The organism is Oceanimonas doudoroffii (genome assembly GCF_002242685.1).
Lineage (GTDB): Bacteria > Pseudomonadota > Gammaproteobacteria > Enterobacterales > Aeromonadaceae > Oceanimonas > Oceanimonas doudoroffii.
On record NZ_NBIM01000001.1, the window covers coordinates 1,801,027 to 1,823,135 of the forward strand.

Below are 22,109 nucleotides of genomic sequence, written 5' to 3' on the forward strand. Positions count from 1 at the left end.
GTAACCATTTTTGTGCCCGGCTTTGAAGTGGCCGCCACAACCGCGGGCGGACGGCTATAGTGTTTAGCATATGCATTCAGCGCAGGAGGGCACAGCATGAAAACGGAGTTCTCCTTTCCCCTGAGCGAAGGCGAGCATTCGCCTCAGGCTCACTGCGACCTGCCTGCCGGCAGTGTCGAACGGGAAATTGGCCGGGACGGCTTTTTCGGCCCGGCCAGCCACATGTATCACCGCCACCCGCCCACCGGCTGGAGCCACTGGGAAGGGCCGCTACGGCCCCGCGCCCTTGATACCAACAAACTGCCCAAGCTCGGCCCGTCGCCCTGGGATGCGGCCCCGCTGCTGCACAATGAGCGCCTGAGCATTCGGCTATGGCGTTGCCAGGCCGCCATGGATCACCTGGTGCGCAACGGTGACGGCGACGACTGCCTGTTTGTGCACCAGGGCAGTGGCGTGCTGTTTTGCGATTATGGCCGGTTGCCCTTTGGCGAAGGAGACTACCTGGTGCTGCCCCGGTCCACCAGCTGGCGAATAGAGCCGGAACAGCCGGTCACCCTGCTGATGATAGAGGCCACGCAAGGGCGCTATCGGCTGGCGGACCGGGGAGCGGCCGGGCGCCACGCCATTTTTGACCCCGGCGTGCTGGCACACCCGCGTATTGACGAGGCCTTTACTCGCCAGGCCGAAGCACCGGGAGAATGGCAGGTACGGCTCAAGGCCAGAGGCGGCCTCAACACCATCACCTATCCCTTTAATCCCCTCGACGCCATTGGCTGGAAAGGGGATCTCACCGCCCTGCGCCTCAACTGGCGAGACATAAGGCCACTGATGAGCCACCGTTATCACCTGCCGCCCTCGGCCCACAGCACCTGGGTGGCCGACGATTTCGTGATCTGCACCTTTGTGCCCAGACCCATGGAGTCGGATCCCGGCGCGCTCAAGGTGCCCTTTTTTCACAATAACGACGACTACGATGAGGTGCTCTTCTATCACCGGGGCAACTTTTTCAGCCGGGATAATATCGACGCCGGCATGCTCACCTGGCATCCCTGCGGTTTCAGCCACGGCCCCCACCCCAAGGCCCTGGCCGCCGGTCGCCAACCCGGCCGCAGCGACACCGACGAGGTGGCGGTGATGATTGACAGCCGCCGCCCCCTGGAGCTGGCCCCCCTGCCCGCCGGGGTGGAGAACCCCGATTATGTGAATTCCTGGCAAGGCAAGGCCCGAGCCGAATAATGCGACCAAGGAGGAAATGGTGAAACTGGCCTCTCTCAAACACGGACGCGATGGACGTCTGCTGGTGGTATCCCGGGATCTGCGCCGAGTCTGCATTGCCGAAGGCGTGGCCCCCACCCTGCAGGCCGCCCTGGATAACTGGGATGAATGCGAGCCGGCTCTGCGTCGCCTCTACCAGCGCCTGAACCGGGGCGAACATCAGGCTGCCTTTGCCTTTAATCCCGTCGAGTGCGCCGCGCCCCTGCCCCGGGCCTATCAGTGGGCCGACGGCAGCGCCTATGTCAGCCATATCGAGCTGGTGCGCAAGGCCCGGGGCGCCGAGATGCCGCCCAGTTTCTGGAGCGATCCCCTGATGTACCAGGGCATGTCGGACGGCTTTCTCGGGCCTCATGACGACATTGAACTGGCCGATGAAGCCTGGGGCATCGACTTTGAAGGAGAGGTGGCGGTGATCACCGGTGATGTGCCCATGGGAGTGAATGAACACCGGACACTGGACCATGTGCGATTGCTGATGCTGGTCAACGACGTGTCGCTGCGCCACCTGATCCCGGCGGAGCTGGCCAAGGGCTTTGGCTTTTTTCAGTCCAAGCCCGCCACCGCCTGCTCGCCGGTGGCCGTGACTCCCGACGAACTCGGCCGCCACTGGCACAATGGCCGGGTACACCATCGCCTGCGGGTAACACTGAACGGCGTCCTGTTCGGCGAGCCCCACGCCGGCACCGACATGACCTTTGGCTTTGACCGCCTCATCGCCCACGCCAGCCTGAGCCGCTGCCTGGGGGCCGGTACCATTATCGGCTCGGGCACCGTTTCCAACCGGGACCCAAATGCGGGCGCCTGCTGCATTGCCGAGCGCCGCACTCGCGAACTGCTCGACACTGGCGAAGCCAGCACCCCCTTTATGCGCTTTGGCGACACCGTGCGCATGGAGATGTGTGATGCCGGCGGCCACTCCATTTTCGGCGCCATTGAGCAGCGGCTGACGCCCTACTCCGGGCCGGACCAATGACAACCCCACCGCTGTGGACACCCTCCCCACTGCGAGTGCGGCAAAGTCGGCTGCACGCCTTTATGCAGCAGCTGAAACGGGAGCTGGGGCTGGAGTTTGCCGACTATGCCGCCCTGCATGCCTGGTCGGTGCAATACAGTGATCTGTTCTGGCAACAACTGTGGCGCTTTGCCGGGGTGACCGGTCACCAGGGGGGGATCACGGTGACGGACCCCGATGATGCCGAGCACGCCATCTGGTTTCCCGAGGCCCGGCTCAATTTTGCCGAAAACCTGCTGGCCCACGATCGGGTGCCGGGCCATGAGCCCGCCATTATCGCCCTGACCGAAGATGGCGATACTCAAACCCTGAGCTGGCACAAGTTGCAGCAGCAGGTGGCGGCGGTGTCCACCTGGCTCAATGCCGCCGGGGTGGAGCCCGGCGATGTGGTGGCGGGCTTTATGCCCAATGTACCGGAAACCCTGGTGGCCATGCTGGCCTGCACCAGCCTGGGGGCAATATGGACCTCCTGCTCCCCCGACTTCGGCGCCGATGGCGTGATTGAACGCTTTGGCCAGACCAGCCCCAAGGTGCTGTTTGCCGCCGACGGCTATCGCTATCACGGCAGAGCCCACGACAGCCGGGCCCGGGCCGACGCCATCATGGCGGCCATTGACAGCCTGACTCATCGGGTGGAAGTGCCCTGCCTGAACGCCCCCCCCGCCCCCGCCGGTATCACGCCCTGGCATCAAGTGCTGGCCGAAGGCCAGGGCGTGTCCCTGCGGTTTCATTCCATGCCCTTTAACGCGCCGCTGTATGTGCTTTATTCCTCCGGCACCACCGGCAAGCCCAAATGCATGGTACACGGCGCCGGCGGCACCTTGCTCAACCATGTAAAAGAACATGCCTTGCACTGTGATATTCGCCCCGGCGATCGCGTGTTCTATTTCACCACCTGCGGCTGGATGATGTGGAACTGGCTGGCGTCGGCCCTGGGCAGTGGTGCCACCCTGCTGCTCTATGATGGCGACCCTTTTTACCCCGATGCCGGCCGGCTGTGGCAATGGTGTGCCGAGCAACAGGTCAGCCTGTTCGGCACCTCGGCCAAATACCTGGAGGCACTGGAAAAGCGCGGCCTGCACCCGGGGCAGGAGTGTCACCTGGAGGCTCTGCGCACCTTGTGCTCCACCGGTTCACCGCTGGCACCGGAGCAGTTCGACTTCGTTTACCGACACATTAAAAGCGATCTGTCGCTGGCTTCCATTTCCGGCGGCACCGACATCTGCGGCTGCTTCGTGCTCGGCAATCCCCTCAGCCCGGTGTACCGGGGCCAGTGTCAGGGGCCGGGGCTGGGCATGGACGTCAGAGTGTTTGATGACAATGGCCGGGCCGTTATCGACGAGCCCGGCGAGCTGGTGTGCTGCAACGCCTTTCCCAACCGGCCGGTGGGGTTCTGGCACGATGCCGATGGCCACCGCTATCACGACGCCTACTGGGCACGCTGGCCGGGCGTGTGGCATCACGGTGACTTCGTCACTCGGACGGCCGAGGGCGGCATGGTGTTTCACGGCCGCTCCGACGCCGTGCTCAACCCCGGCGGCGTGCGCATCGGCACCGCCGAAATTTACCGACAGCTGGCGCGCTTTAAGGAAATAGCCGAGTCGGTGGTAATTGGTCAGCGCCGAGGCAATGACGAACGCCTGGTGCTCTTTGTGCAGCCGGCCAAGGGCCATGCATTGACGGCCGAGCTGACCGAGGCCATTCGCACACGGCTGAGAGAGGCCTGCTCACCCCGCCATGTACCGGCGGTGATCCTGGCGGTGAACGATGTGCCCCGCACCCGCTCGGGCAAGCTGGTGGAGCTGGCAGTGCGGGAAGTGGTGCATAACAGACCGGTGAAAAACCGGGAGGCCCTGGCCAACCCCGACGCGCTGGCGCAGTTCAAGGACAGGCCGGAGCTTATCTGAAGACAGCGGGAAGCCATCAGTACGAGTAGGTTGTGATGAGCGAAGCGAGTCCCAACCAATATAGACGACTGCGGCATGTTGGAATTCGCCGAAGCTCATTCCAACCTACAGACCATATCGGGCTGCTTATCGCTGTCAGCTGTCGAGGTAGCGTCCCTGATTCAGTTCGCGCTCACGCTGACATTCGGCCAGGTAAATCGCCGCCACCACCGAGGATTCCCGATGATGGTCGTCTATGGCCCGGGACACCATGCGTTCCAGGGTCTTGTCGTTTTTAGCCATGCGAAACTTGCGCAGCCAGTAGTGTTTATCCTGCAGGTCTTGCTTCGACTCTGTGTGTGTGTTCATTAACGGTGTGAATTCCGGTGAGGAAACAAAAAACGGCCAAAGCCTGAAAATAAGACGGTAAAAACAGCAAAATGGTTCCCGCACTCCGAGCGCGGGAACCACCGGCTCAGCGTGCCCGTGGCACGAAGCCGACGACATCATACACTTTGTCGAGGGTCTGCACCGCCTTGGCCCGGGCCTTGTCGGCGCCCAGCGTCAGCACACGACGCAGCTCGGTTTCATCTTCCCGCAGCTCGTGAAAGCGCTGCTGAATGGGCGTGAGCATGTCCAGCACCGCTTCGGCGGTTTCGGTCTTGAGGTGACCGTACATTTTGCCCTCAAAATGCTGCTCCAGCTCGGCAATGGAGCGGCCGCTGACGCCGGACATCAGGGTCAGCAGGTTGGACACGCCGGGCTTGTTTTCGGTGTCGAAACGCACCACGGGCGGATCGTCCGAATCGGTGACGGCCCGTTTCAGCTTCTTGCTGATCTTCTTGGGATCTTCCAGCAGGCCGATGAAGTTGTTGGCGTTGTCGTCCGACTTCGACATCTTCTTGGTAGGCTCCTGCAGGCTCATGATGCGGGCGCCGTCCTTGGGAATAAAGGGCTCGGGTACGGTAAAGACGTCACCGTAAAGCTGGTTAAAGCGATAGGCGATATCCCGAGTCAGCTCCAGGTGCTGCTTCTGATCGTTGCCCACCGGCACCTGATTGGCCTGATAGAGCAGAATGTCGGCGGCCATCAGCGCCGGATAGGTAAACAGGCCGGCGTTGATGTTTTCGGCGTAGCGGCTGGACTTGTCCTTGAACTGGGTCATGCGCGACAGTTCACCGAACTGGGTGTAGCAGTTGAGCACCCAGGCCAGCTCGGCGTGCTCGGGCACGTGGGACTGAATAAAAATGGTGCTCTGCTCAGGCGTGAGGCCAATGGCCAGGTACAGGGCGGCGGCGTCCAGACAGGCGGAGCGCAGGGCTTGCGGATCCTGGCGCACGGTAATGGCGTGCATGTCCACGATGCAATACAGGCAGTCGTAGTCCTGCTGCATTTTCACCCACTGGCGCAGGGCGCCCATGTAGTTGCCTATGGTCAGCTGGCCCGAGGGCTGGGCACCGCTGAGTACGATGGGTTTAGCCATGTTGTTCCTTGTGATGTATTTGATTAAAGCTTAAGCAGTGCGGCGAGCCCGGCAAAATCGTCCAGCACCCAGTCGGGCTGGCTGTCGGCAATGGGCCGGCCGTAGTTGTAGCCGTAGGTCAGCGCCGCCACCGCCATGCCAGCCGCCTTTGCCGCCAGCACGTCGTTCTCCGAATCGCCCACCATCAGGCTACGGGCCGGGCTCACATCCAGCCGCTCGCACACATGCAGCAGAGGCGCCGGGCTGGGCTTTTTCTCGGCCAGGCTGTCGCCGCCCAGAGCCAGCTCAAAGTGGCTGCTCAGTCCCGCCGCCGCCAGAATGCCGGGCACGAAACGATAGGGCTTGTTGGTGACCAGGGCCAGGCGCTTGCCGGCACTGCGCAACCGCTCAAGGGTGTCGAGCACGCCGGGATAAAACACTAGGGCACCGTCGGCATGGCCGGCGTAGGCCTCATCGAACAGGCCACGGGCGTGGCGATGCAGCTCGGCGTCAGGGGCTTCTCCCCGAGCGGCGGTGAGTGCACGCTGTACCAGCATGTCGGCACCATTGCCCACCCAGTGACGCACCGCGTCCACCGTCTGAGTCGCGTGACCGAGACTTGCCAGCATGTCGTTGATGGCTTCGGCCAGCTGGGGCACGCTGTCGATCAGGGTGCCGTCGAGGTCGAACTGAACAAGATCAAAGTCAGCCATGGGCGGCAGCCAGCTCGCGGCGCATGTCGTCGATCACCGCCTTGTAGTCGGGCTTGCCGAAAATGGCGGAGCCGGCCACGAACATGTCGGCGCCCGCCTCGGCGATGTCACGAATGTTGTCGGGCTTGACGCCGCCGTCGATTTCCAGGCGAATGTTGCGACCGCTTTCGTTGATGCGGCGGCGGGCCTCACGCAGCTTGTCGAGGGTGCCGGCGATAAAGGACTGGCCACCAAAACCCGGGTTGACCGACATCAGCAGGATCACATCCACCTTGTCCATGACGTAGTCCAGGTAACTGAGCGGCGTGGCCGGGTTGAACACCAGGCCGGCCTGGCAGCCGTGCTCGCGAATCAGGCCCAGGGTACGGTCGATATGCTCGGAGGCTTCCGGATGAAAGGTAATGATGGAGGCACCGGCCTTGGCGAACTGGGGCACCAGGCTGTCCACCGGCTTGACCATCAAATGCACGTCGATGGGCGCGGTAATGCCGTAGTCGCGCAGGGCCTGACACACCATGGGGCCAATGGTCAGGTTGGGCACATAGTGGTTGTCCATCACATCGAAGTGCACGACATCGGCACCGGCTTCCAGCACTTTCGCCACGTCTTCTCCCAGGCGGGCGAAGTCGGCAGAAAGAATGGAAGGAGCTATCAAAAAGTCTTTCATGGGGTTACCTTGAGCGCAAAAAACGCACCGATTCTACCCCAGCAACCGGGGATTCTCTAGCGTCCATCCCCCATGAGTAGCCGGAAGATGTAAGCTTGAAGCGGTAAGTAAAACACGGGAGCCTGAAATCGGGATGCCCTGCCCGCTGGCGACCTCGGGCAGCTTACCGCTAATCGCTTACGTCTTACAGACTGTCACGGAGTGCGCAATGAACTGGAAATACAGATTGCAGGGGGTGCTGGCGGCGATGTTCGGAGTACAGTCGGAGCAACATCGCCGGGCCCAGTTCAGCGGCAGCCCCTGGCCTTATGTGGCGATGGGGGTGGTGGTGATTGTGTTGTTTGTGCTGGCGCTACTGGGCGTGGTGCAGCTGGTGCTTGGAGCCTGAAACGGAAGAAGGAAGACATAATTAAGCATACTTACTCACTTTATGTCTTATCTCTTGTGTCTTGCCTTTTACTTCTTACATTTTGCCCGGAGCAAACAGCGCCAGCAGCTCGTCGACCTTCTGGCGATTATGACCATGACGGCTGATGGTGCGCTTGACCGCCACCACATCTAGGCTGGCGTCCCGGTATAACTCCCGGGTCAGCGGAATGTCGTGGTTGCTGATCAGCACCGGCACGCCTCTGGCGGCCGTTTCCCGGGCCAGCCGCGCCAGAATGGCCTGATCGTCCAGGGTGAAACCGTTGGCGGCATAGGTGGTGAAACTGGCGGTACTCGACAGCGGCGCATAGGGCGGATCACAGTAAAACACCTGCTCCGGCCGGGCACCGGCGAATACCTCGGCGTAACCCTGGCAGACAAAGGTGGCCTTTTGCGCCTTTTCGGCAAAAAACCACAGCTCCTTCTCGGGAAAATAGGGCTTCTTGTAGGCGCCGAAGGGTACGTTAAAACCGCCCTTGCGGTTGTAGCGGCACAGGCCGTTGTAACCATGGCGGTTCAGGTACAGAAACAGCAGCGCCCGACGCCAGGCATCCTGCTCCTGGTTAAATTCGGTACGCAGGCCGTAATACACTGCCTTGTCATTATTGGCGGACACAAAAAGCCCGGCAGCCTCACGAACAAAGGCCTCGGGCCGGTTTTTCAGTAGCTGATAAAGGTTGATCAGATCGGCATTGATATCGGCCAGTACATAGGCATCGAAGTCGGAATTGAGAAACACCGAGCCGGCCCCCACAAAGGGCTCGACCAGGGTGCGCCCTTCGGGCAGGCGGCGGTTGATGTTGTCCACCAGGCCGTATTTTCCACCAGCCCATTTCAGGAAGGCGCGGGTTTTCATCATTGTTGCCATGCTTGCCGAACGGTGTGAGGGGCGCGCATTGTACCCCCATGCCACGCCCATGGCTATGGGCTGGCCTCTTTCTGCACCTGGCCAAAGGGCTTGGGCCAGGGCTTGGCGGCACGCAATTCGGCAGGCAGCCGTTCGATCGCCCGCCTGGCCAGCTCCGCCGAAGCGAAGTCACCGAAGATAAGCACAAACCAGGGCTGGTCATTCAGCTGTCGGGCATATACCCAGGCCGGCTGCAGGGTGTGGCGGCTGGCCAGCTGCTGCAGGGCCTGCCGATCCTTGCTCGCCATCAACTGCAGGGTATAGTGACCAGCCGGCTTTTGGAACAAGGACGATGCAGGCGTAGCGGCTGGCACCGGTTGCGCCGCCGGCGTGGCATCTGCCGGCACCCTGGCCGCGGCCAGGGCCTCGCCAGACTTGCGCTGCAGCAGCTGGCTGACCACCTCGTCCTCAATCACTACCCGCTCCTTGCTGCTGTCATCGGGTGACTCCACGACCTGAGTAGTCACTCGAGGCTCCTCGGGCAGCGGCTGAGCCGGCCACTCCCCCGCCAGCCGTTCGGCCGAGGGCTCGGCGGCGGATAACGGCGCACCGCTCCCTTCGGGCGTCAGGGTCAGGGGTTGGGCCGGCGCCTCGGGCAACGACTCTGCCTGGAACGGCTGAGCCACCTCGGGCTGCGGTGGCTCCCTGTCCAGCAGCAAACTAACCAGCAGCAACAGGCCAAGCAGGATCAACCCGGTCAGCAGAATTTTCACCGGTTTTTGTTCCAGCCATTGCCGGTAGGTAGGTGTTCTCATGCTTGGCTCCGAAGTCGCGACCAGATCGCCGGGATAACGCAGCGTCGCCGGCTGGTCGGACGCCGTCACCCCGAGGTGTGTACATAACTGCCGTTTATCTTCCTCGCTCAGCTCGGGAACTTCAAGCTCCAGCACCGGCAGATCAGGCTGGTTGCGCAGCAGGCTGCGCACGCCACCGGCCCAGGCCGGCGAGCCCAGCAACAGTACAAAGGGACGTTGCGCCTCCGGCAGCCCCAGGCACAGCTCTGCCAGCTCCTGCAACTGGGGATCGGTCAGCCACTGACCGTTCTCCACCACCAGCAGCCGTCGGCCCGGGGCCGCAGGCAGCAGCCGGGTCACCGACTCCAGCAGGTGATCATCAGGGTCGAAAATGGCATCGCTGAACCAGTCACTCAGCAGGGCATCGCGAAAGGCGGCCTGGCTGGTAAGCAGGCGGGCGTCCAGGGTGGCAGCAGCGGGCAGCCCGGCCTGCTGCACCAACAGGCCGGCCAGGGTACGTTTGCCGGCTCCGGGCGGACCACTGAGCAACACCAGCCCCTGTTCAAGACGGGAGAGGTGCAGCAGCCGCTCCAGCAACTGCTGCTGGGATGACAGGGTCAGCACCATTTCGGCAGCCACGCTCGTCGCCCTTACGCCAGCACTTGTGCCAGCTGGGCTTCGGTTACATCACTCACCACCTGAGCCCGGCCTATCCCCACCGGCAGCACCAGCCGCAGCTTGCCGGCCAGTACCTTTTTGTCGCGCATCATGTGCGGCAGATACTGGGCCAGGGACATATTGCCGGGGCCGGTTACCGGCAGTCCGGCCGCGGCCAGCAGCGCCTCGACCCGAACCACCTCGGCATCACTCATGTCGCCGCGCAGCCGGGCGGTATGGCAGGCTTGAACGGTGCCGGCGGCCACCGCCTCACCGTGCAACCAGTTACCGTAGCCCATCTCCGCCTCGATGGCGTGACCAAAGGTGTGGCCCAGGTTGAGCAGGGCGCGCACGCCATGTTCGCGCTCGTCACAGGCCACCATTTCCGCCTTGATTTCACAACAGCGACGAATGGCGTAAGACAGTGCCTCGGTCTCGAGTTGCTGCAGCCGGTGCAGGTTGACCTCCAGCCAGGCAAAGAAGTTGGCGTCCCAGATAATGCCGTACTTGATCACCTCCGCCATGCCGGCGGCAAACTCCCGCGCCGGCAGGGTCTGCAGGCAGGCGGTGTCGATCAGTACCAACTCGGGCTGGTAAAAGGCACCTATCATGTTCTTGCCGAGCGGGTGGTTGACCGCGGTTTTGCCGCCCACCGAGGAGTCGACCTGGGCCAGCAGCGTGGTAGGCACCTGAATAAAGGGCACCCCCCGCTGATAGCAGGCAGCGGCAAAACCGGTCAGGTCGCCAATCACACCGCCCCCCAGGGCTACCAGGGTAGTGTCACGGCCATGACCACTTTCCAGCAGCCGGCCCATCACCTGGTTGAAGGTATCCAGGCTCTTGTACTGCTCGCCGTCGGGCAGCACCAGGCTGTCTACCTTCAGCGGCGCCAGGGCCGCCAACAGTGCATCCAGGTACAGCGGCGCCACCACCTCGTTGGTGATCACCAGTACCTTGTTGCCCTTGATGGCACCTTTCAGCAGGCTGCCGTCGGCCATCAGGCCATCGGCGATCAGGATGGGGTAGCTGCGCTCACCCAGGTTGACGGTTAACCTTTCCATGGAGCTCCCGAGGCTTAAAGGCCGATAAGTTCGACGATCTGGTTGGCCACCAGCTTGGCACTCTGCTCGTCGGTGCGCACCACGTAATCGGCCACTTCCAGATAGAGTTCGTTGCGCTCGTCGGCAAGGCGCTCCAGCACATTCCGCGGCGCCTCTTCGGTTTGCAGCAGCGGACGGCGCTTGTCTTTCTGCACTCGGGCCAGCTGCTTGTCTACCGTGGTCTCCAGGTACACCACTATGCCCCGGGCCGACAGCCGGTTGCGGCTTTCACGGCTCTTGATGGAGCCACCGCCGGTGGCGAGCACGATGCCCTGCATCTCGCTCAGCTCGTTGATTACCTTTTCTTCGCGTTGGCGGAAGCCTTCTTCGCCTTCTACATCAAACACCCAGCTGATGTCGGCACCGGTGCGGCGCTCGATTTCCTGATCAGAGTCATAAAACTCCATATGCAGTTGTTGCGCCAGGTATTTGCCAATGGTGCTCTTGCCCGCACCCATAGGTCCCACTAGGAAGATATTGCGTTTCTCAGCCATGTTGCACGAAATTCTCACAAACAAATGCGCCCCACGAACACCGCGGGGTCGACGATGAACCTAACCTTGATTTTCTGAAACTGGACGCCGGATTATCGCAACTGCGCCGCCGGCTGGCAAGGTGTACGCCGCCGGCCCGTAAACCGGCGGTCAATCCTTATATGCTGTCGTGCACGATACGGGGGGTGACAAAGATAATCAATTCCCGTTTGCTGTTGTTGTCCCGAGTGGTCTTGAACAGGTTGCCCACCACAGGAATGTCACCCAACAGCGGCACCTTGGTGACGTTGCGAGTGATATTTTGCTGAAAAATCCCCCCCAGCACCAGGGTTTCGCCGTCGTTAACCAGCACCTGGGTGGTGATCGACTGGGTGTTGATGGCCACCGCCTCGCCGCCGGTGGCCTGGGGAATGCGCTCGCCGATGGCGTCCTGAGTCACGGTAAGATCCAGTACCACCCGGTTATCGGGCGTGATCTGGGGCGTCACCTTGAGACTCAGCACCGCGTCCTGAAACTGTACCTCGGTGCCACCTTCTCCCGACGAACTGGAATAGGGAACTTGAGTGCCCTGCTCGATCAGCGCCGGTTTCTGATTGGAGGTGGTGACCCTGGGGCTTGCAATGATCTCGGCGCGGTTTTCCCGCTCCAGCGCCGACAGCTCCAGATCGAGAATACGCCCGCCATTTAGCTTGGCTATCTGAAAGGCCACGTTGCCGGCGGCGCCGGCCACCGGCAGGTTAACGTTAAGCGAGGTGTCATTGTCGGATCTGAGCCCCTCTAGGGTGCCACTGACCGACTGGGTGTTACTGCCGCTGGTGTTGTCGTTGCTGTAACCCCAACGCACCCCGAATGCCTCTTCAAAGCCGTCGTCTATGGTCACCATGCGGGCTTCGATCACTACCTGCTTGATGGGAATGTCCAGCAACGACAGCATACGGCGAATGCTTTCTATGCTGGCCCGAGTGTCCTTGATCACCAGCATATTGGTCCTGTCATCCACCGCAATAGCACCTCGCTCGGTCAGCAGGCCGGTGCTTTCATTGGTGAGCAGGGCCACCACGTCGGCGGCTTTGGCGTAGTTGACCTGCAGAAATTCGGTCTCCAGTGGTGCCAGTACTTCCTGGGCCTGCTGATGTTCCAGCTGGCGCTGCTCCTGCTGGGCCAGCTCCGCCGCCGGTGCTACCAGCAGAATGTTGCCGTCCAGCCGCTTGCCGAGGCCACGCACCTGCAAAATGGTATCCAGCGCTTGCTCCCAGGGCACGCCGTCCAGGCGCAGGGTCAGGTTACCCTGCACCGAGTCGGTGGTCACCAGGTTGAAATTATTGAAATCGGCGATCAACTGAAGCACGGTACGCACCGGAATATCCTGAAAATTCATGGAAATGGGCTTGCCGTCATAGCGCTTTTGGGTGACCGAAACGGCCTTGGCCCGCGTCGCCGGCACCAGCTCCAGCACGAACAGGCGCCGGGACTGATCATAGTGATAATCATAGGCTTCGGTGGTGGACACGGTAATCAGTGCCTTGTTGCGTTCGCGTCGTACTTCGATACGTTCCACCAGGGTAGCGAAGTCACCGACCCGGTAGCTCTTGAGCTGAGCCTCCGGCACATGGGTGTTGTGAAAGCTGACGATCAGCTGATTGCCCCGCTCCTGCATATCGACCGCCGCACTGGGGTTGTCGAGGCTTATCAGCACCTGGCCCTGGCCCTCGCGACCACGGCGAAAATCGATGCCGCCGATGGCGTTGGTGGCGCCCGGCGGCAGCGCCGTACCAGTGCTGGTGGTACCGGCCAAATCCTTGCCCAGTAACAATCGCACCCGATTGCCCTCCGGCTGCAAGCGATAAGGCAGGGGCTGCGCCATGGAAATCACCACCTCCAGGGCACCACTCACACTGCGCGCTTCTACGGCTTCGATACCAAGGCGCTCAACGGGAATACGGTTTTCCAGCAGCGCCGAGGTCGCGCCTGGCATGCGCAACACCAGCCGGTTAGGCGCACCCAGCATGCTGTCGGTAACGACGGGAGGCTCGTCGAATTCCAGCTCCAGCGCCAGCTGTTCGCCCGCCAGGGGATTGATCCGTATCTGCTCCAGGCTGGCCGCCAGCGTCGGCGCTGGGGCCGCCCATATCAATGCCAACGCCATGCCGGTTACCAGCCTCAGGGCCGTTGTTTTCAACATAATGCGCACTCCCTGCAATCATTGTTATGTCGTTATGGCTGGCCCAGGGCCAGCTCCAGCGCGGTCTCTCTCTTGTTCCAGCACCCCCGCCCATCGGGCACAAATTCCTGCAGGGTCACACCGTCGCGCTCGATGCGAATCACCCGGCCATGGTTCAGACCCATATGATGACCAATGTCGATGATGTGGGTTTCTCCGTCCTGGGCACTGATCAAGGCCTTGATGCCGCCGGCGTTTTGCAGGGTGCCCCTGAGATAAAGGTTGCTAAGGGAGTACTGCTCCAGCGGCTCACGGGCGCGCTGCAGGTTCGGCTGTTCGCAGTTCACCGGTCCTTGTTTCTCCTGGACCACGCCTTCCGGCTTCGGACTCACAAAGGGGCTACGGCGCTCATCCGGCCGGTAGTCTTCGGGCACATACTGGTTGACCTCCGGCACCGGCTCGGGCGGAACCGCCGGGCGGGAACGCACCTGGGCCACATACTGGCGCAGATCGTCCTGCTCCGAACAGGCCGTCAGCATCAGCAGCAGGCTCAGGAGCAATACCCTGTTCATGGCGCCTCCCGTTCATTGTATTTGTAGGTCTTGGCCAGCATGCTCATGCTCAGTTGCTCATCCTCAAGCCGCACCAGGCTGAAGCTGTCGAGGATTACGATACGCGGCAGCCCGGCCACATCCGCCACGAAACGGCCCAGCTGATGATAGTTTCCTCGCACTATGATACGCATGGGCAGCTCGGTGGAGAATTCGCCGGGCTGCTCCGCCTCCCAGTTGATGCGCTCAATGCGCAGGCCATTGTCGGTGGCGATATAGCTGATATCGTCCAGCAGGCCGGCAATTTCCAGGTTGCTGGGCAACTTGCGCAGCTCGTCCTCCAGCTGTTTCCCAAGCATCAGCAGTTGCGCTTCATAGGACGGCAGCAGGGCGGCCTGGGCGGCCTTTTGCTCAAAGGTGGTTTTCAGCCCAGTCTCCTGGGCCTGCGTGCGTTCCAGCAGCGCCAGGCTGTCGCGAATGAAGAAATAACCAATCAGCACCATTAGCAGCACAGAGATCACCACCACCGTCAGCACCTTGGCCGACCTGGGCCACTGGCCGATATTCTCAAAGTCCAGTTCGTTGAGTTCCTGCCAGTTCATGGCTGACTTCCTTCTGTGACCACCTTGATGCGCATGGAAAACTGGCTGAGGGCGATGGGCTGGGTATCGCTGGCATAGATAGAGCCCAGCCGGGGCTCGGTCAGCCAGCGCGACGCCTCAATACCGCGCAGCATGCTGGCTACCCGCGGGTAGGCCTCGGTCTTGCCCACCAGTTCAATGCGATCGCGGGCCACGTCCATTGAGCTCAGGTACACGCCCGGCGGCACCAGGGCCGGCATTTGATTGAACAGCCGCACCGAAAAGGCGCGACGTTGCTGCAGGCCTTCGATCAGCTGCATGCGCTCCAGCAACCGATCCCGCTGTTTAATGATGTCGCCGATACGCCCCAGCACCTGATCCAACCTGGCGGTTTCCACCTGCAGGTAACGATTACGCTCCTGCTGATGAGCCACCAGCTGGTGAATACGCAGGTTGACCAGCAGCATCAACGCCACGGTCAGGGTGGCGGCCACGCCCAGCAGCACCATGAAGTGTTTTTTCTGTCTGGCCTTGAGCGCTTCCCGCCAGGGCAGCAGGTTTATTCTGGACATGGCGTGAAGCTCCTCAGTGCCAGCCCCAGAGCCGTAGTATAAGCGGCGGTATTGGTATACTGCCCCTCCCCCAGCAGGTGCTCGAAATGGGGTTGAAGTACCGGCATGCCCAGCTCCTGCTCCAGTATCGACGCCAATCCCGGCAACTGGCTGCCGCCTCCGCTCAGAAACAGGGCCTTTGGCGTCTGCCCGCCGGAGCTGCTGGAAAACAGCTGAAGATTACGACGTATATGCTGCAGTATGTCGGTGATGTGTTGCTGCTCCACTTCTTCCCGCAGCGGCACCGCCTGAGCCGGATCCAGCTTGGCGCGCTCCGCCTGCTCTTCGGGAATATTGTTCATCTGGCTCAGGTCGCGGGTAAAATGAGCCCCGCCGAAGTTCTGCAGCCGGCCGTAGATCACTTCTCCCTGATCCAGCACCGCAAAACTCAGGCATTCCGCCCCCAGATCGACCAGCGCCATCACCTCCGTGTGTACTCCCTGAGCCTGAAGCAGTGCCTGAGCGGCCCGGGCCAGGGCATGTACGCCAATGTCCACCACCTTTGCCTCCCAGCCCGCCTGGTTCAGCGCTGCCAGACGGGTGGAAATGCTGTCGGTGCGAGCGGCGCTCAGCAGAATGCTGTCCCGATCCGGACGAGTGCGGCTGGGGCCGAGGTTTTCGTAGTCCAGGCTGATTTCTTCCAGCGGAAAGGGAATATGCTGCTCCGCTTCCAGCAGCACCTGGTTTTCCAGATCATCGGCAGACAGGCCGCGGGGCAACAGAATGATTTTGGTGGCGACATTGCTGCCGGTGACCACGGTCGCCACCTGGCTGATACGAGTATCAAGCCGCAGCCGCAGGCGCTTGAGCGCTTCGCCGACCACCTCCACATCCTGCAACTGGTGATCAACAATGCTGTTTTTGGGCAAGGGGACCGAGGCCATGGCTTCCAGCCGAATGTGTTCCGGCGTGCCCCGCAGGGCCACCGCCTTGAGGCAGTTGGAGCCGAAATCGATTCCCACCATCCACTGCGCATCCTTTTTTTTGAAAAGGTTCCACATAAGGCATCCATGCTGTTGTTTTTGTTGGCCCGATTTAGCTTAGCCTAGTTCAGGAAGACTCAAATGTACTTATTCATGATTTGGTACAGGTCTCAACAAAGCACTCGAATCCGACAAGGGGCACAGGATATACTTGCCGATTGTTGGTTAAAAAATGATATGTGAGTTTCTTCCATGTTGAAATGGCTCGTGCGCCTGATTGTTCTGGCGCTCTTTCTTGGTCTCTCAGGCGTGATTGCCGTGGTGGTGTTTTATCAGCAGCTCAGCAGCGATCTGCCCGATGTTTCCACCCTCAAGGACGTGCGCCTGGAAACCCCGATGCGCATCTACAGCCAGGACGGCGAGCTGATCTCCCAATACGGGGAGCAACGGCGCACCCCGGTATCGGTCGGACAAATGCCGCCACTGTTGATCGATGCCTTTCTCGCGACCGAAGACGCCCGCTTTTACGAACACCCGGGCATCGATCCGGTGGGTATTGCCCGCGCCGCCCTGGTCTGGCTGACCACAGGCGAAAAACGCCAGGGCGCCAGCACCATTACCCAGCAGGTGGCGCGCAACTTTTTCCTCAGCCGGGAAAAAACCGTGGTGCGCAAGGTCAAGGAAATCTTTCTGGCGCTGCACATTGAGAGTCAGCTGAGCAAGGACGAAATTCTGGAGCTCTACCTCAATAAAATCCCCCTCGGCCATCGCGCCCACGGTGTGGGGGCCGCCGCACAGGTGTATTACGGCAAGGAGCTGGCCGACCTGACCCTGGCGGAAATGGCCATGATCGCCGGCTTGCCCAAGGCCCCGTCCACCCTTAACCCCATCAGCAACCCGCTGCGCGCCGGCGAGCGCAGAGCGGTGGTGCTGGGGCGCATGCTGGAGACCGGCAAAATCACCCAGGCCCAGTATGATGAGGCCATGGCCGCCCCGGTGGCGGCCCGCTATCACGGTGCCGAAATCAGCCTGAACGCTCCCTACCTGGCAGAGATGGCACACCAGTTCGCCCTGTCCATGTTTGGTGAGGAAGCCTACACCCGCGGCCTCAACATCTACACCACGGTGCAGGCCGACGAGCAGCAGGCGGCCAACCAGGCCCTGATCAACGGCCTGCTCGCCTACGACCTGCGTCACGGCTACCGGGGGCCCGCCGCCACCCTGTGGCAGGGCGGTCAGCCCTGGAGCACCGAGCGCATTGCCGAGCACCTGCACGAGCTGCCCGCTTACTGGCCCTTGAAGCCGGCGGTGGTAACCGCGGTCGGTGAGCGCAGTGCGGTCTTGATGATCAAGGACAAGGGCGAAGCCACGCTGGACTGGGACGGTCTCAAGTGGGCACGCCCCTACATCGCCGACAATCGTCAGGGCCGCGCCCCTCGCCAGGCCAAAGAGATTCTCAAGGCCGGCGAGCAGGTTTGGGTGCGCCCTCAGGGTGAAGGCTGGATGCTGGCCCAGGTGCCCGAGATCAACGGTGCCCTGGTGGCGCTGGAGCCGGGCAGCGGCGCCGTAACCGCCCTGGTGGGCGGCTTCAATTTTACCCTCAACAAGTTCAACCGGGTGGAGCAGGCAGAACGCCAGATGGGCTCCAATATCAAGCCCTTTATCTACTCCACCGCGCTGGATCACGGCTTTACCCTGGCCAGCCTGGTGAACGATGCCCCCATCAACCATTGGGACGTCGGCAGCGGCAGTGCCTGGAAACCGCGCAACTCACCCAACGTGTATGATGGCCCCATTCGTGTGCGCGAGGCCCTAGCCCGCTCCAAGAACGTGGTGTCCATTCGCCTATTGCGGGATAGCGGCATCGCCAACGCCATGCAGCGGCTCAACGCCTTTGGCTTTGACACCGACAGTATTCCGGCCACCGAGAGCCTGGCGCTGGGCTCCCCCTCGGCCACACCGTTGCAAATGGCCACCGGCTACGCCGCCTTTGCCAATGGCGGCTACAAGGTCACCCCCTTTGTGGTGGAACGCATAGAAGATGCCCAGGGTGTGGTGCTGTATCAGTCCGAGCCGTCACGGGAGCGCATTATCAGTGAGGAAAACGCCTTTCTGGTGAGCTCGGCACTGAGCTCGGCGATTCAGGGTGGGGCCAGCGGCGACCGACGCTGGAACGGTACCGGCTGGCGAGCGGGGCGTGCCCTGGGTCGCGGCGACATCGCCGGCAAGACCGGAACCACCAACGACTCCCGTGATGCCTGGTTCTCGGGCTTCAGCACGGCCCGGGTAGCCACCGCCTGGATCGGTTTTGACGACTTCGGCCGCCCATTGGGCCGTACCGCCTACAACCCAAACCTGGGTCGGAATCAGGTAGCCGGCGGTGAATTTGGCGGCAGCACCGCCTTGCCGGTATGGGCCGATTACATGAAGGTAGCGCTGTCGCACTTTCCCGAACAGGCCAGGCCTCAACCCGAAGGCCTGGTGACCGCCACCATAGACACCAGCACCGGGCTGCTCAGCAACGGCAAGGGACGTACCGAGTATTTTGTAAAAGGCAGCGAACCCAACCGCTACAGCCGCCCCGACAGCCATCAGCGCTTCGGCGGCACCAGCGTGACCGACGAGCTGTTTTAACACCGTTGATGATCCAAAAGGGCGCTGCCTATGCAGCGCCCTTTTTTATTACATCAATTCCTTCAGCAACTTGCTGATCACTCGGGCCATTTCATTGAAACAGGGCCGACGCACCGAATGGGCCCGATGCAACAGGGCAATGGTGCGGCTGGGCTCGGGGTCGGTTACCTTGAGGTAGCTCACTCCGCTTTCCCCATTGTGCTCCCCCACCGCCAGCTGCGGGATCAGGGTCAGCCCCGAGCCCGCCGCCACCATGTTGCGCAGGGTTTCCAGGCTGGTGGCCTTGAAATGATTGTCTTCACCGATGCCGGCGGCAAAGCAGAAGCCCATGGCCTGTTCCCGCAGGCAGTGGCCGTCTTCCAGCATCAGCAGTTTTTCCCCCTTGAGCTCGTCGAGCCGAATCTGCTCCCGTCCAGCCCAGGCATGCTCCGCCGGCAGCGCCAGCAACATGGGCTCATCGTAAAGGGCAAGTGACCCAAACTGGTCCATATTGTCGAGCTGCGCCAGGATAAGGCAGTCCAGTTCGCCATCCGCCAGCTGCTTGAGCAACACCTGGGTCTGGGCTTCGTAGAGAAAGATATGCAGCTCGGGAAAATGCCGTTTCAGCGCCGGAATGATATGGGGCAGCAAATAGGGGCCAACGGTGGGGATCAGGCCGATATGCAGCTCCCCCGACATGGGCTCGGTAAAGGTGCGGGCAATGTCGCGCAGATCCTTGGTTGCGGCCAGCACGCGCCGGGCCTGCGCGGTGATGGCATCCCCCGCCGGGGTGAACAGCACCTTGCGGGACGTGCGCTCCATCAGCAAAACCCCGAGCTCATCCTCCAGCTTGCGCAACTGGCCGCTCAGGGTAGGCTGGCTGACGAAGCACTTTTCCGCCGCCTTGCGAAAGTGGCGTTCTTCGGCAAGCGCCACCAGGTATTCAAGATCCCGTAAATTCACCGTTTCACCATGGTTATCAATTCCTTTAACGGCATGATCCCCGATTTGGGTGAGAATGGGAAGGCAGGAGAAGCGGCCATAGGGTTAGCTATAGCTTCAATGCCGCTCTGCTCACTGCCATCCATGGCATGTGAACAGAGCGGCTCAGGTAATTCCTGTTACTGCTTTTCGCGTCATCCGTAGTCAGCCCAGGTGGGCGGCCAGTTCATCGCTGCCGCCGATATGACGACCGTCAATAAATACCTGAGGCACGGTACTGCGACCGGACACCGCCTTCAGGCTGATGCTGGTGGCGTCCTGACCGATAATCACCTCTTCGTAACGCAGGTTGCGATCCAGCAGCATTTGCTTGGCACGGGCACAATAGGGGCAACCCGGCTTGGTAAACAGGGTGATGGCAGACGGCTTGGCCGCATTGGGGTTGATCCAGGCCAGCATGGTGTCGGCATCGGAAACCTCAAAGGGATCACCAGGCTTTTGCGGCTCGATGAACATTTTTTCAATCACGCCGTCCTTCACCAGCATGGAGTAACGCCAGGAGCGCTTGCCAAAGCCCAGCTCCCGCTTGTCCACCAGCATGCCCATGCCCTCGGTGAACTCACCATTACCATCGGGGATCACACGAATGTGCTCGGCCTCCTGGTCCGCCAACCAGGCGTTCATCACAAAGGTATCGTTCACACTCAGACAGATAATGTCGTCGACGCCGTTTTCAAACAATGCCGGTGCCAGCTCGTTAAAGCGGGGCAAGTGAGTGGAAGAACAGGTGGGTGTAAAGGCGCCGGGCAGCGAAAATACCACCACGGTTTTACCGCTGAACAGCTCGTCGGTGGTCACATCGCTCCACTGATCCTGAATGCGGGTACGAAAGATCACCAGGGGCACACGCTGGCCGGTTTTGTCTGTCATCATGTTCGAGTCCTTGTGTTAGCTGCTTGCTGTTGGACTCAGTATTACCCGACGAGAGAGAAAGATTAAATCGTTTAATTGCATCAAGTTGATAGCTTTTAGCAATCAAAACGGGCAATGGCCTCGCCACTGCCCGTCTGTTGTTGTTCGTCAGCCCCGGCCGTTGAACCATCCCTTGTAAATCTGCTCCTTGAGTTGATGCCGGCGCAGTTTCAATCCCTCAAACTCGGCATCGGAAATGGGCAGGTTGCAGGCCTCCAGGCCTTCAATCTCGTGGTTCACCTTGTGATACTCCCGGGCCAGTTGTGCGAACTCTTCGTCGTTCAGCTTGAGCTCGCTGATGCGCTCGGCATGCTCGGGAAACTCTTCGGCAAGCGTGTGTGTCATGAATCAACCTCCTCGGCAACAGGGGATGATTTAACTATAGACGACAGACTCCTCGGGTACTCGCGCCATGGCGGCCTCCACCACTTCCGGGCCGGCCCCACGCTTGTGGGCATTTTCACTGAGGTGGCGGCGCCAGGCCCGGGCTCCGGGCATGCCCTGAAAAATGCCGAGGGTATGGCGGGTAATGTTGCCCAGATAGGTACCCTGGGTCAGCTCCCGCTCGATATAAGGCAGCAGGTTGCGAATCACCTGATGGCGGCTCGGCACCTCGCGCGTATCCTCAAACAGCTCGGCGTCCACCCGGGCCAGCAGATAGGGGTTCTGATAGGCTTCCCGCCCCAGCATGACGCCGTCCAGATGCTGCAGGTGGATGTGAGCCTCTTCCAGGGTCTTGATGCCGCCATTAATGGCCACGGTCAGCCCGGGGTAATCCCGCTTGAGCCGGTATACCCGCTCATAGTCCAGCGGCGGAATTTCGCGGTTTTCCTTGGGACTCAGCCCCTGCAGCCAGGCCTTGCGAGCGTGCACGACAAGGGCATCGGCACCGGCCTCGGCCACCCCGTCCACCAGCGCGCAGAGAAATTCGTAGCTGTCCTGCTCATCGATGCCGATACGGGTTTTGACCGTCACCGGTATGGACACCGCCGCCTTCATCGCCGCCACCCCCTCGGCCACGGTTTTCGGCTGGGCCATCAGGCAGGCGCCGAACAGGCCATTCTGAACTCGATCGGACGGGCACCCCACATTCAGGTTGATTTCGTCATAGCCGCGCTGCTCCGCCAGACGGGCGCAGTGTGCGAGCGCCTGCGGGTCATTGCCACCCAGCTGCAGCACCAGGGGATGCTCCTCGTCGTTATACGCCAGGTAGTCACCCTTGCCGTGAATAATGGCGCCGGTGGTCACCATTTCGGTATAGAGCTGGGCATGACGGCTCATCAGCCGATGAAAATAACGACAGTGTCGATCGGTCCAATCGAGCATGGGAGCTACAGAAAACCTGCCAGAGCTGAAACCGCCAGCTGTAGCGGCTTCGCTCTGGTTTTTCCTTGCATTTGAATCTCTTACAATCTCAGTCAT

The 22,109-nt window shown here is 61.3% G+C and carries 22 protein-coding genes; 5 read left to right on the plus strand and 17 right to left on the minus strand.

From position 1 onward, the window contains the following. Nucleotides 1–96 precede the first annotated feature (96 nt). From B6S08_RS08325 to B6S08_RS08335, 3 genes are read left to right on the plus strand one after another with little or no spacing between them, the layout of a single operon-like run. On the plus strand, nucleotides 97–1,236 hold the full coding sequence (locus tag B6S08_RS08325) for a homogentisate 1,2-dioxygenase (RefSeq protein WP_094200251.1): 1,140 nt from the start codon (nucleotides 97–99) through the stop codon (nucleotides 1,234–1,236). Between the two features lie 19 nt (nucleotides 1,237–1,255). Next, on the plus strand, nucleotides 1,256–2,248 hold the full coding sequence (locus B6S08_RS08330) for a fumarylacetoacetate hydrolase family protein (RefSeq protein WP_094200592.1): 993 nt from the start codon (nucleotides 1,256–1,258) through the stop codon (nucleotides 2,246–2,248). Continuing rightward, nucleotides 2,245–4,194 carry an acetoacetate--CoA ligase gene (locus B6S08_RS08335; RefSeq protein WP_094200252.1) on the plus strand — a complete coding sequence of 650 codons (1,950 nt, stop codon included), beginning with the start codon at nucleotides 2,245–2,247 and terminating at the stop codon, nucleotides 4,192–4,194. The genes B6S08_RS08330 and B6S08_RS08335 overlap by 4 nt, the downstream gene beginning before the upstream one ends. Nucleotides 4,195–4,329: 135 nt before the next feature. Here B6S08_RS08335 and B6S08_RS08340 read toward each other — a convergent pair whose 3' ends face one another. The 4 genes from B6S08_RS08340 to rpe form a co-directional block, all read right to left on the minus strand. After that, nucleotides 4,330–4,542, minus strand: coding sequence for a hypothetical protein (locus tag B6S08_RS08340; protein ID WP_094200253.1), 213 nt, complete (start codon nucleotides 4,540–4,542; stop codon nucleotides 4,330–4,332). Between the two features lie 106 nt (nucleotides 4,543–4,648). Further along, the gene (gene trpS, locus B6S08_RS08345; protein ID WP_094200254.1) at nucleotides 4,649–5,656 is read right to left on the minus strand and encodes a tryptophan--tRNA ligase; all 1,008 of its coding nucleotides are present in this window, start codon (nucleotides 5,654–5,656) and stop codon (nucleotides 4,649–4,651) included. A 23-nt stretch (nucleotides 5,657–5,679) separates the two neighbouring features. Next, complete coding sequence (locus B6S08_RS08350; protein ID WP_094200255.1) at nucleotides 5,680–6,348, minus strand: phosphoglycolate phosphatase; 669 nt, start codon at nucleotides 6,346–6,348, stop codon at nucleotides 5,680–5,682. After that, entirely contained in the window at nucleotides 6,341–7,015 is a 675-nt protein-coding gene (gene rpe / locus B6S08_RS08355) for a ribulose-phosphate 3-epimerase (protein ID WP_094200256.1), read from the minus strand. The genes B6S08_RS08350 and rpe overlap by 8 nt, the downstream gene beginning before the upstream one ends. A gap of 208 nt (nucleotides 7,016–7,223) precedes the next feature. Between rpe and B6S08_RS08360 the strand changes: the two genes are divergently transcribed. Next, nucleotides 7,224–7,403, plus strand: coding sequence for a DUF2970 domain-containing protein (locus tag B6S08_RS08360; RefSeq protein ID WP_094200257.1), 180 nt, complete (start codon nucleotides 7,224–7,226; stop codon nucleotides 7,401–7,403). A gap of 75 nt (nucleotides 7,404–7,478) precedes the next feature. Here the strand turns inward: B6S08_RS08360 and B6S08_RS08365 are convergent, their stop codons facing one another. From B6S08_RS08365 to pilM, 9 genes are all read right to left on the minus strand, one after another. Then, nucleotides 7,479–8,300, minus strand: coding sequence for a Dam family site-specific DNA-(adenine-N6)-methyltransferase (locus B6S08_RS08365; protein ID WP_094200258.1), 822 nt, complete (start codon nucleotides 8,298–8,300; stop codon nucleotides 7,479–7,481). A 62-nt stretch (nucleotides 8,301–8,362) separates the two neighbouring features. Then, entirely contained in the window at nucleotides 8,363–9,721 is a 1,359-nt protein-coding gene (locus B6S08_RS08370) for an SPOR domain-containing protein (protein WP_094200259.1), read from the minus strand. An 11-nt stretch (nucleotides 9,722–9,732) separates the two neighbouring features. After that, the gene (gene aroB / locus B6S08_RS08375; protein WP_094200260.1) at nucleotides 9,733–10,800 is read right to left on the minus strand and encodes a 3-dehydroquinate synthase; all 1,068 of its coding nucleotides are present in this window, start codon (nucleotides 10,798–10,800) and stop codon (nucleotides 9,733–9,735) included. 14 nt (nucleotides 10,801–10,814) lie between these two features. Beyond that, a complete protein-coding gene (gene aroK, locus B6S08_RS08380) occupies nucleotides 10,815–11,333 on the minus strand; it encodes a shikimate kinase AroK (protein ID WP_094200261.1) in 519 nt (172 codons plus the stop codon). A gap of 157 nt (nucleotides 11,334–11,490) precedes the next feature. Then, the gene (locus B6S08_RS08385) at nucleotides 11,491–13,515 is read right to left on the minus strand and encodes a type IV pilus secretin PilQ (protein WP_240919635.1); all 2,025 of its coding nucleotides are present in this window, start codon (nucleotides 13,513–13,515) and stop codon (nucleotides 11,491–11,493) included. Nucleotides 13,516–13,547: 32 nt separating this feature from the next. After that, nucleotides 13,548–14,066 (minus strand): pilus assembly protein PilP, encoded by a 519-nt coding sequence (locus B6S08_RS08390; protein ID WP_094200262.1) that lies wholly within the window; start codon nucleotides 14,064–14,066, stop codon nucleotides 13,548–13,550. After that, a complete protein-coding gene (locus B6S08_RS08395; protein ID WP_094200263.1) occupies nucleotides 14,063–14,647 on the minus strand; it encodes a type IV pilus inner membrane component PilO in 585 nt (194 codons plus the stop codon). The genes B6S08_RS08390 and B6S08_RS08395 overlap by 4 nt, the downstream gene beginning before the upstream one ends. Then, nucleotides 14,644–15,198 carry a PilN domain-containing protein gene (locus B6S08_RS08400; RefSeq protein ID WP_094200264.1) on the minus strand — a complete coding sequence of 185 codons (555 nt, stop codon included), beginning with the start codon at nucleotides 15,196–15,198 and terminating at the stop codon, nucleotides 14,644–14,646. The genes B6S08_RS08395 and B6S08_RS08400 overlap by 4 nt, the downstream gene beginning before the upstream one ends. Then, nucleotides 15,186–16,202, minus strand: a complete 1,017-nt coding sequence (pilM, locus tag B6S08_RS08405) for a type IV pilus assembly protein PilM (RefSeq protein WP_094200594.1) — start codon at nucleotides 16,200–16,202, stop codon at nucleotides 15,186–15,188. Before pilM ends, B6S08_RS08400 begins: the two co-directional genes overlap by 13 nt. Nucleotides 16,203–16,412: 210 nt before the next feature. On the opposite strand from pilM, the gene B6S08_RS08410 reads away from it, so the two are divergent. Next, entirely contained in the window at nucleotides 16,413–18,794 is a 2,382-nt protein-coding gene (locus B6S08_RS08410) for a penicillin-binding protein 1A (protein ID WP_094200265.1), read from the plus strand. A gap of 48 nt (nucleotides 18,795–18,842) precedes the next feature. On the opposite strand, the gene oxyR is transcribed toward B6S08_RS08410, so the two are convergent. The 4 genes from oxyR to dusA form a co-directional block, all read right to left on the minus strand. Continuing rightward, nucleotides 18,843–19,736: a DNA-binding transcriptional regulator OxyR gene (oxyR, locus tag B6S08_RS08415; protein ID WP_094200266.1), complete on the minus strand. Its 894-nt coding sequence runs from the start codon at nucleotides 19,734–19,736 to the stop codon at nucleotides 18,843–18,845. A 183-nt stretch (nucleotides 19,737–19,919) separates the two neighbouring features. After that, complete coding sequence (locus tag B6S08_RS08420) at nucleotides 19,920–20,648, minus strand: glutathione peroxidase (protein ID WP_094200267.1); 729 nt, start codon at nucleotides 20,646–20,648, stop codon at nucleotides 19,920–19,922. A 147-nt stretch (nucleotides 20,649–20,795) separates the two neighbouring features. After that, nucleotides 20,796–21,032, minus strand: a complete 237-nt coding sequence (locus tag B6S08_RS08425; protein WP_094200268.1) for an HP1242/YdcH family protein — start codon at nucleotides 21,030–21,032, stop codon at nucleotides 20,796–20,798. Between the two features lie 30 nt (nucleotides 21,033–21,062). Then, a complete protein-coding gene (dusA, locus tag B6S08_RS08430; RefSeq protein WP_094200269.1) occupies nucleotides 21,063–22,109 on the minus strand; it encodes a tRNA dihydrouridine(20/20a) synthase DusA in 1,047 nt (348 codons plus the stop codon).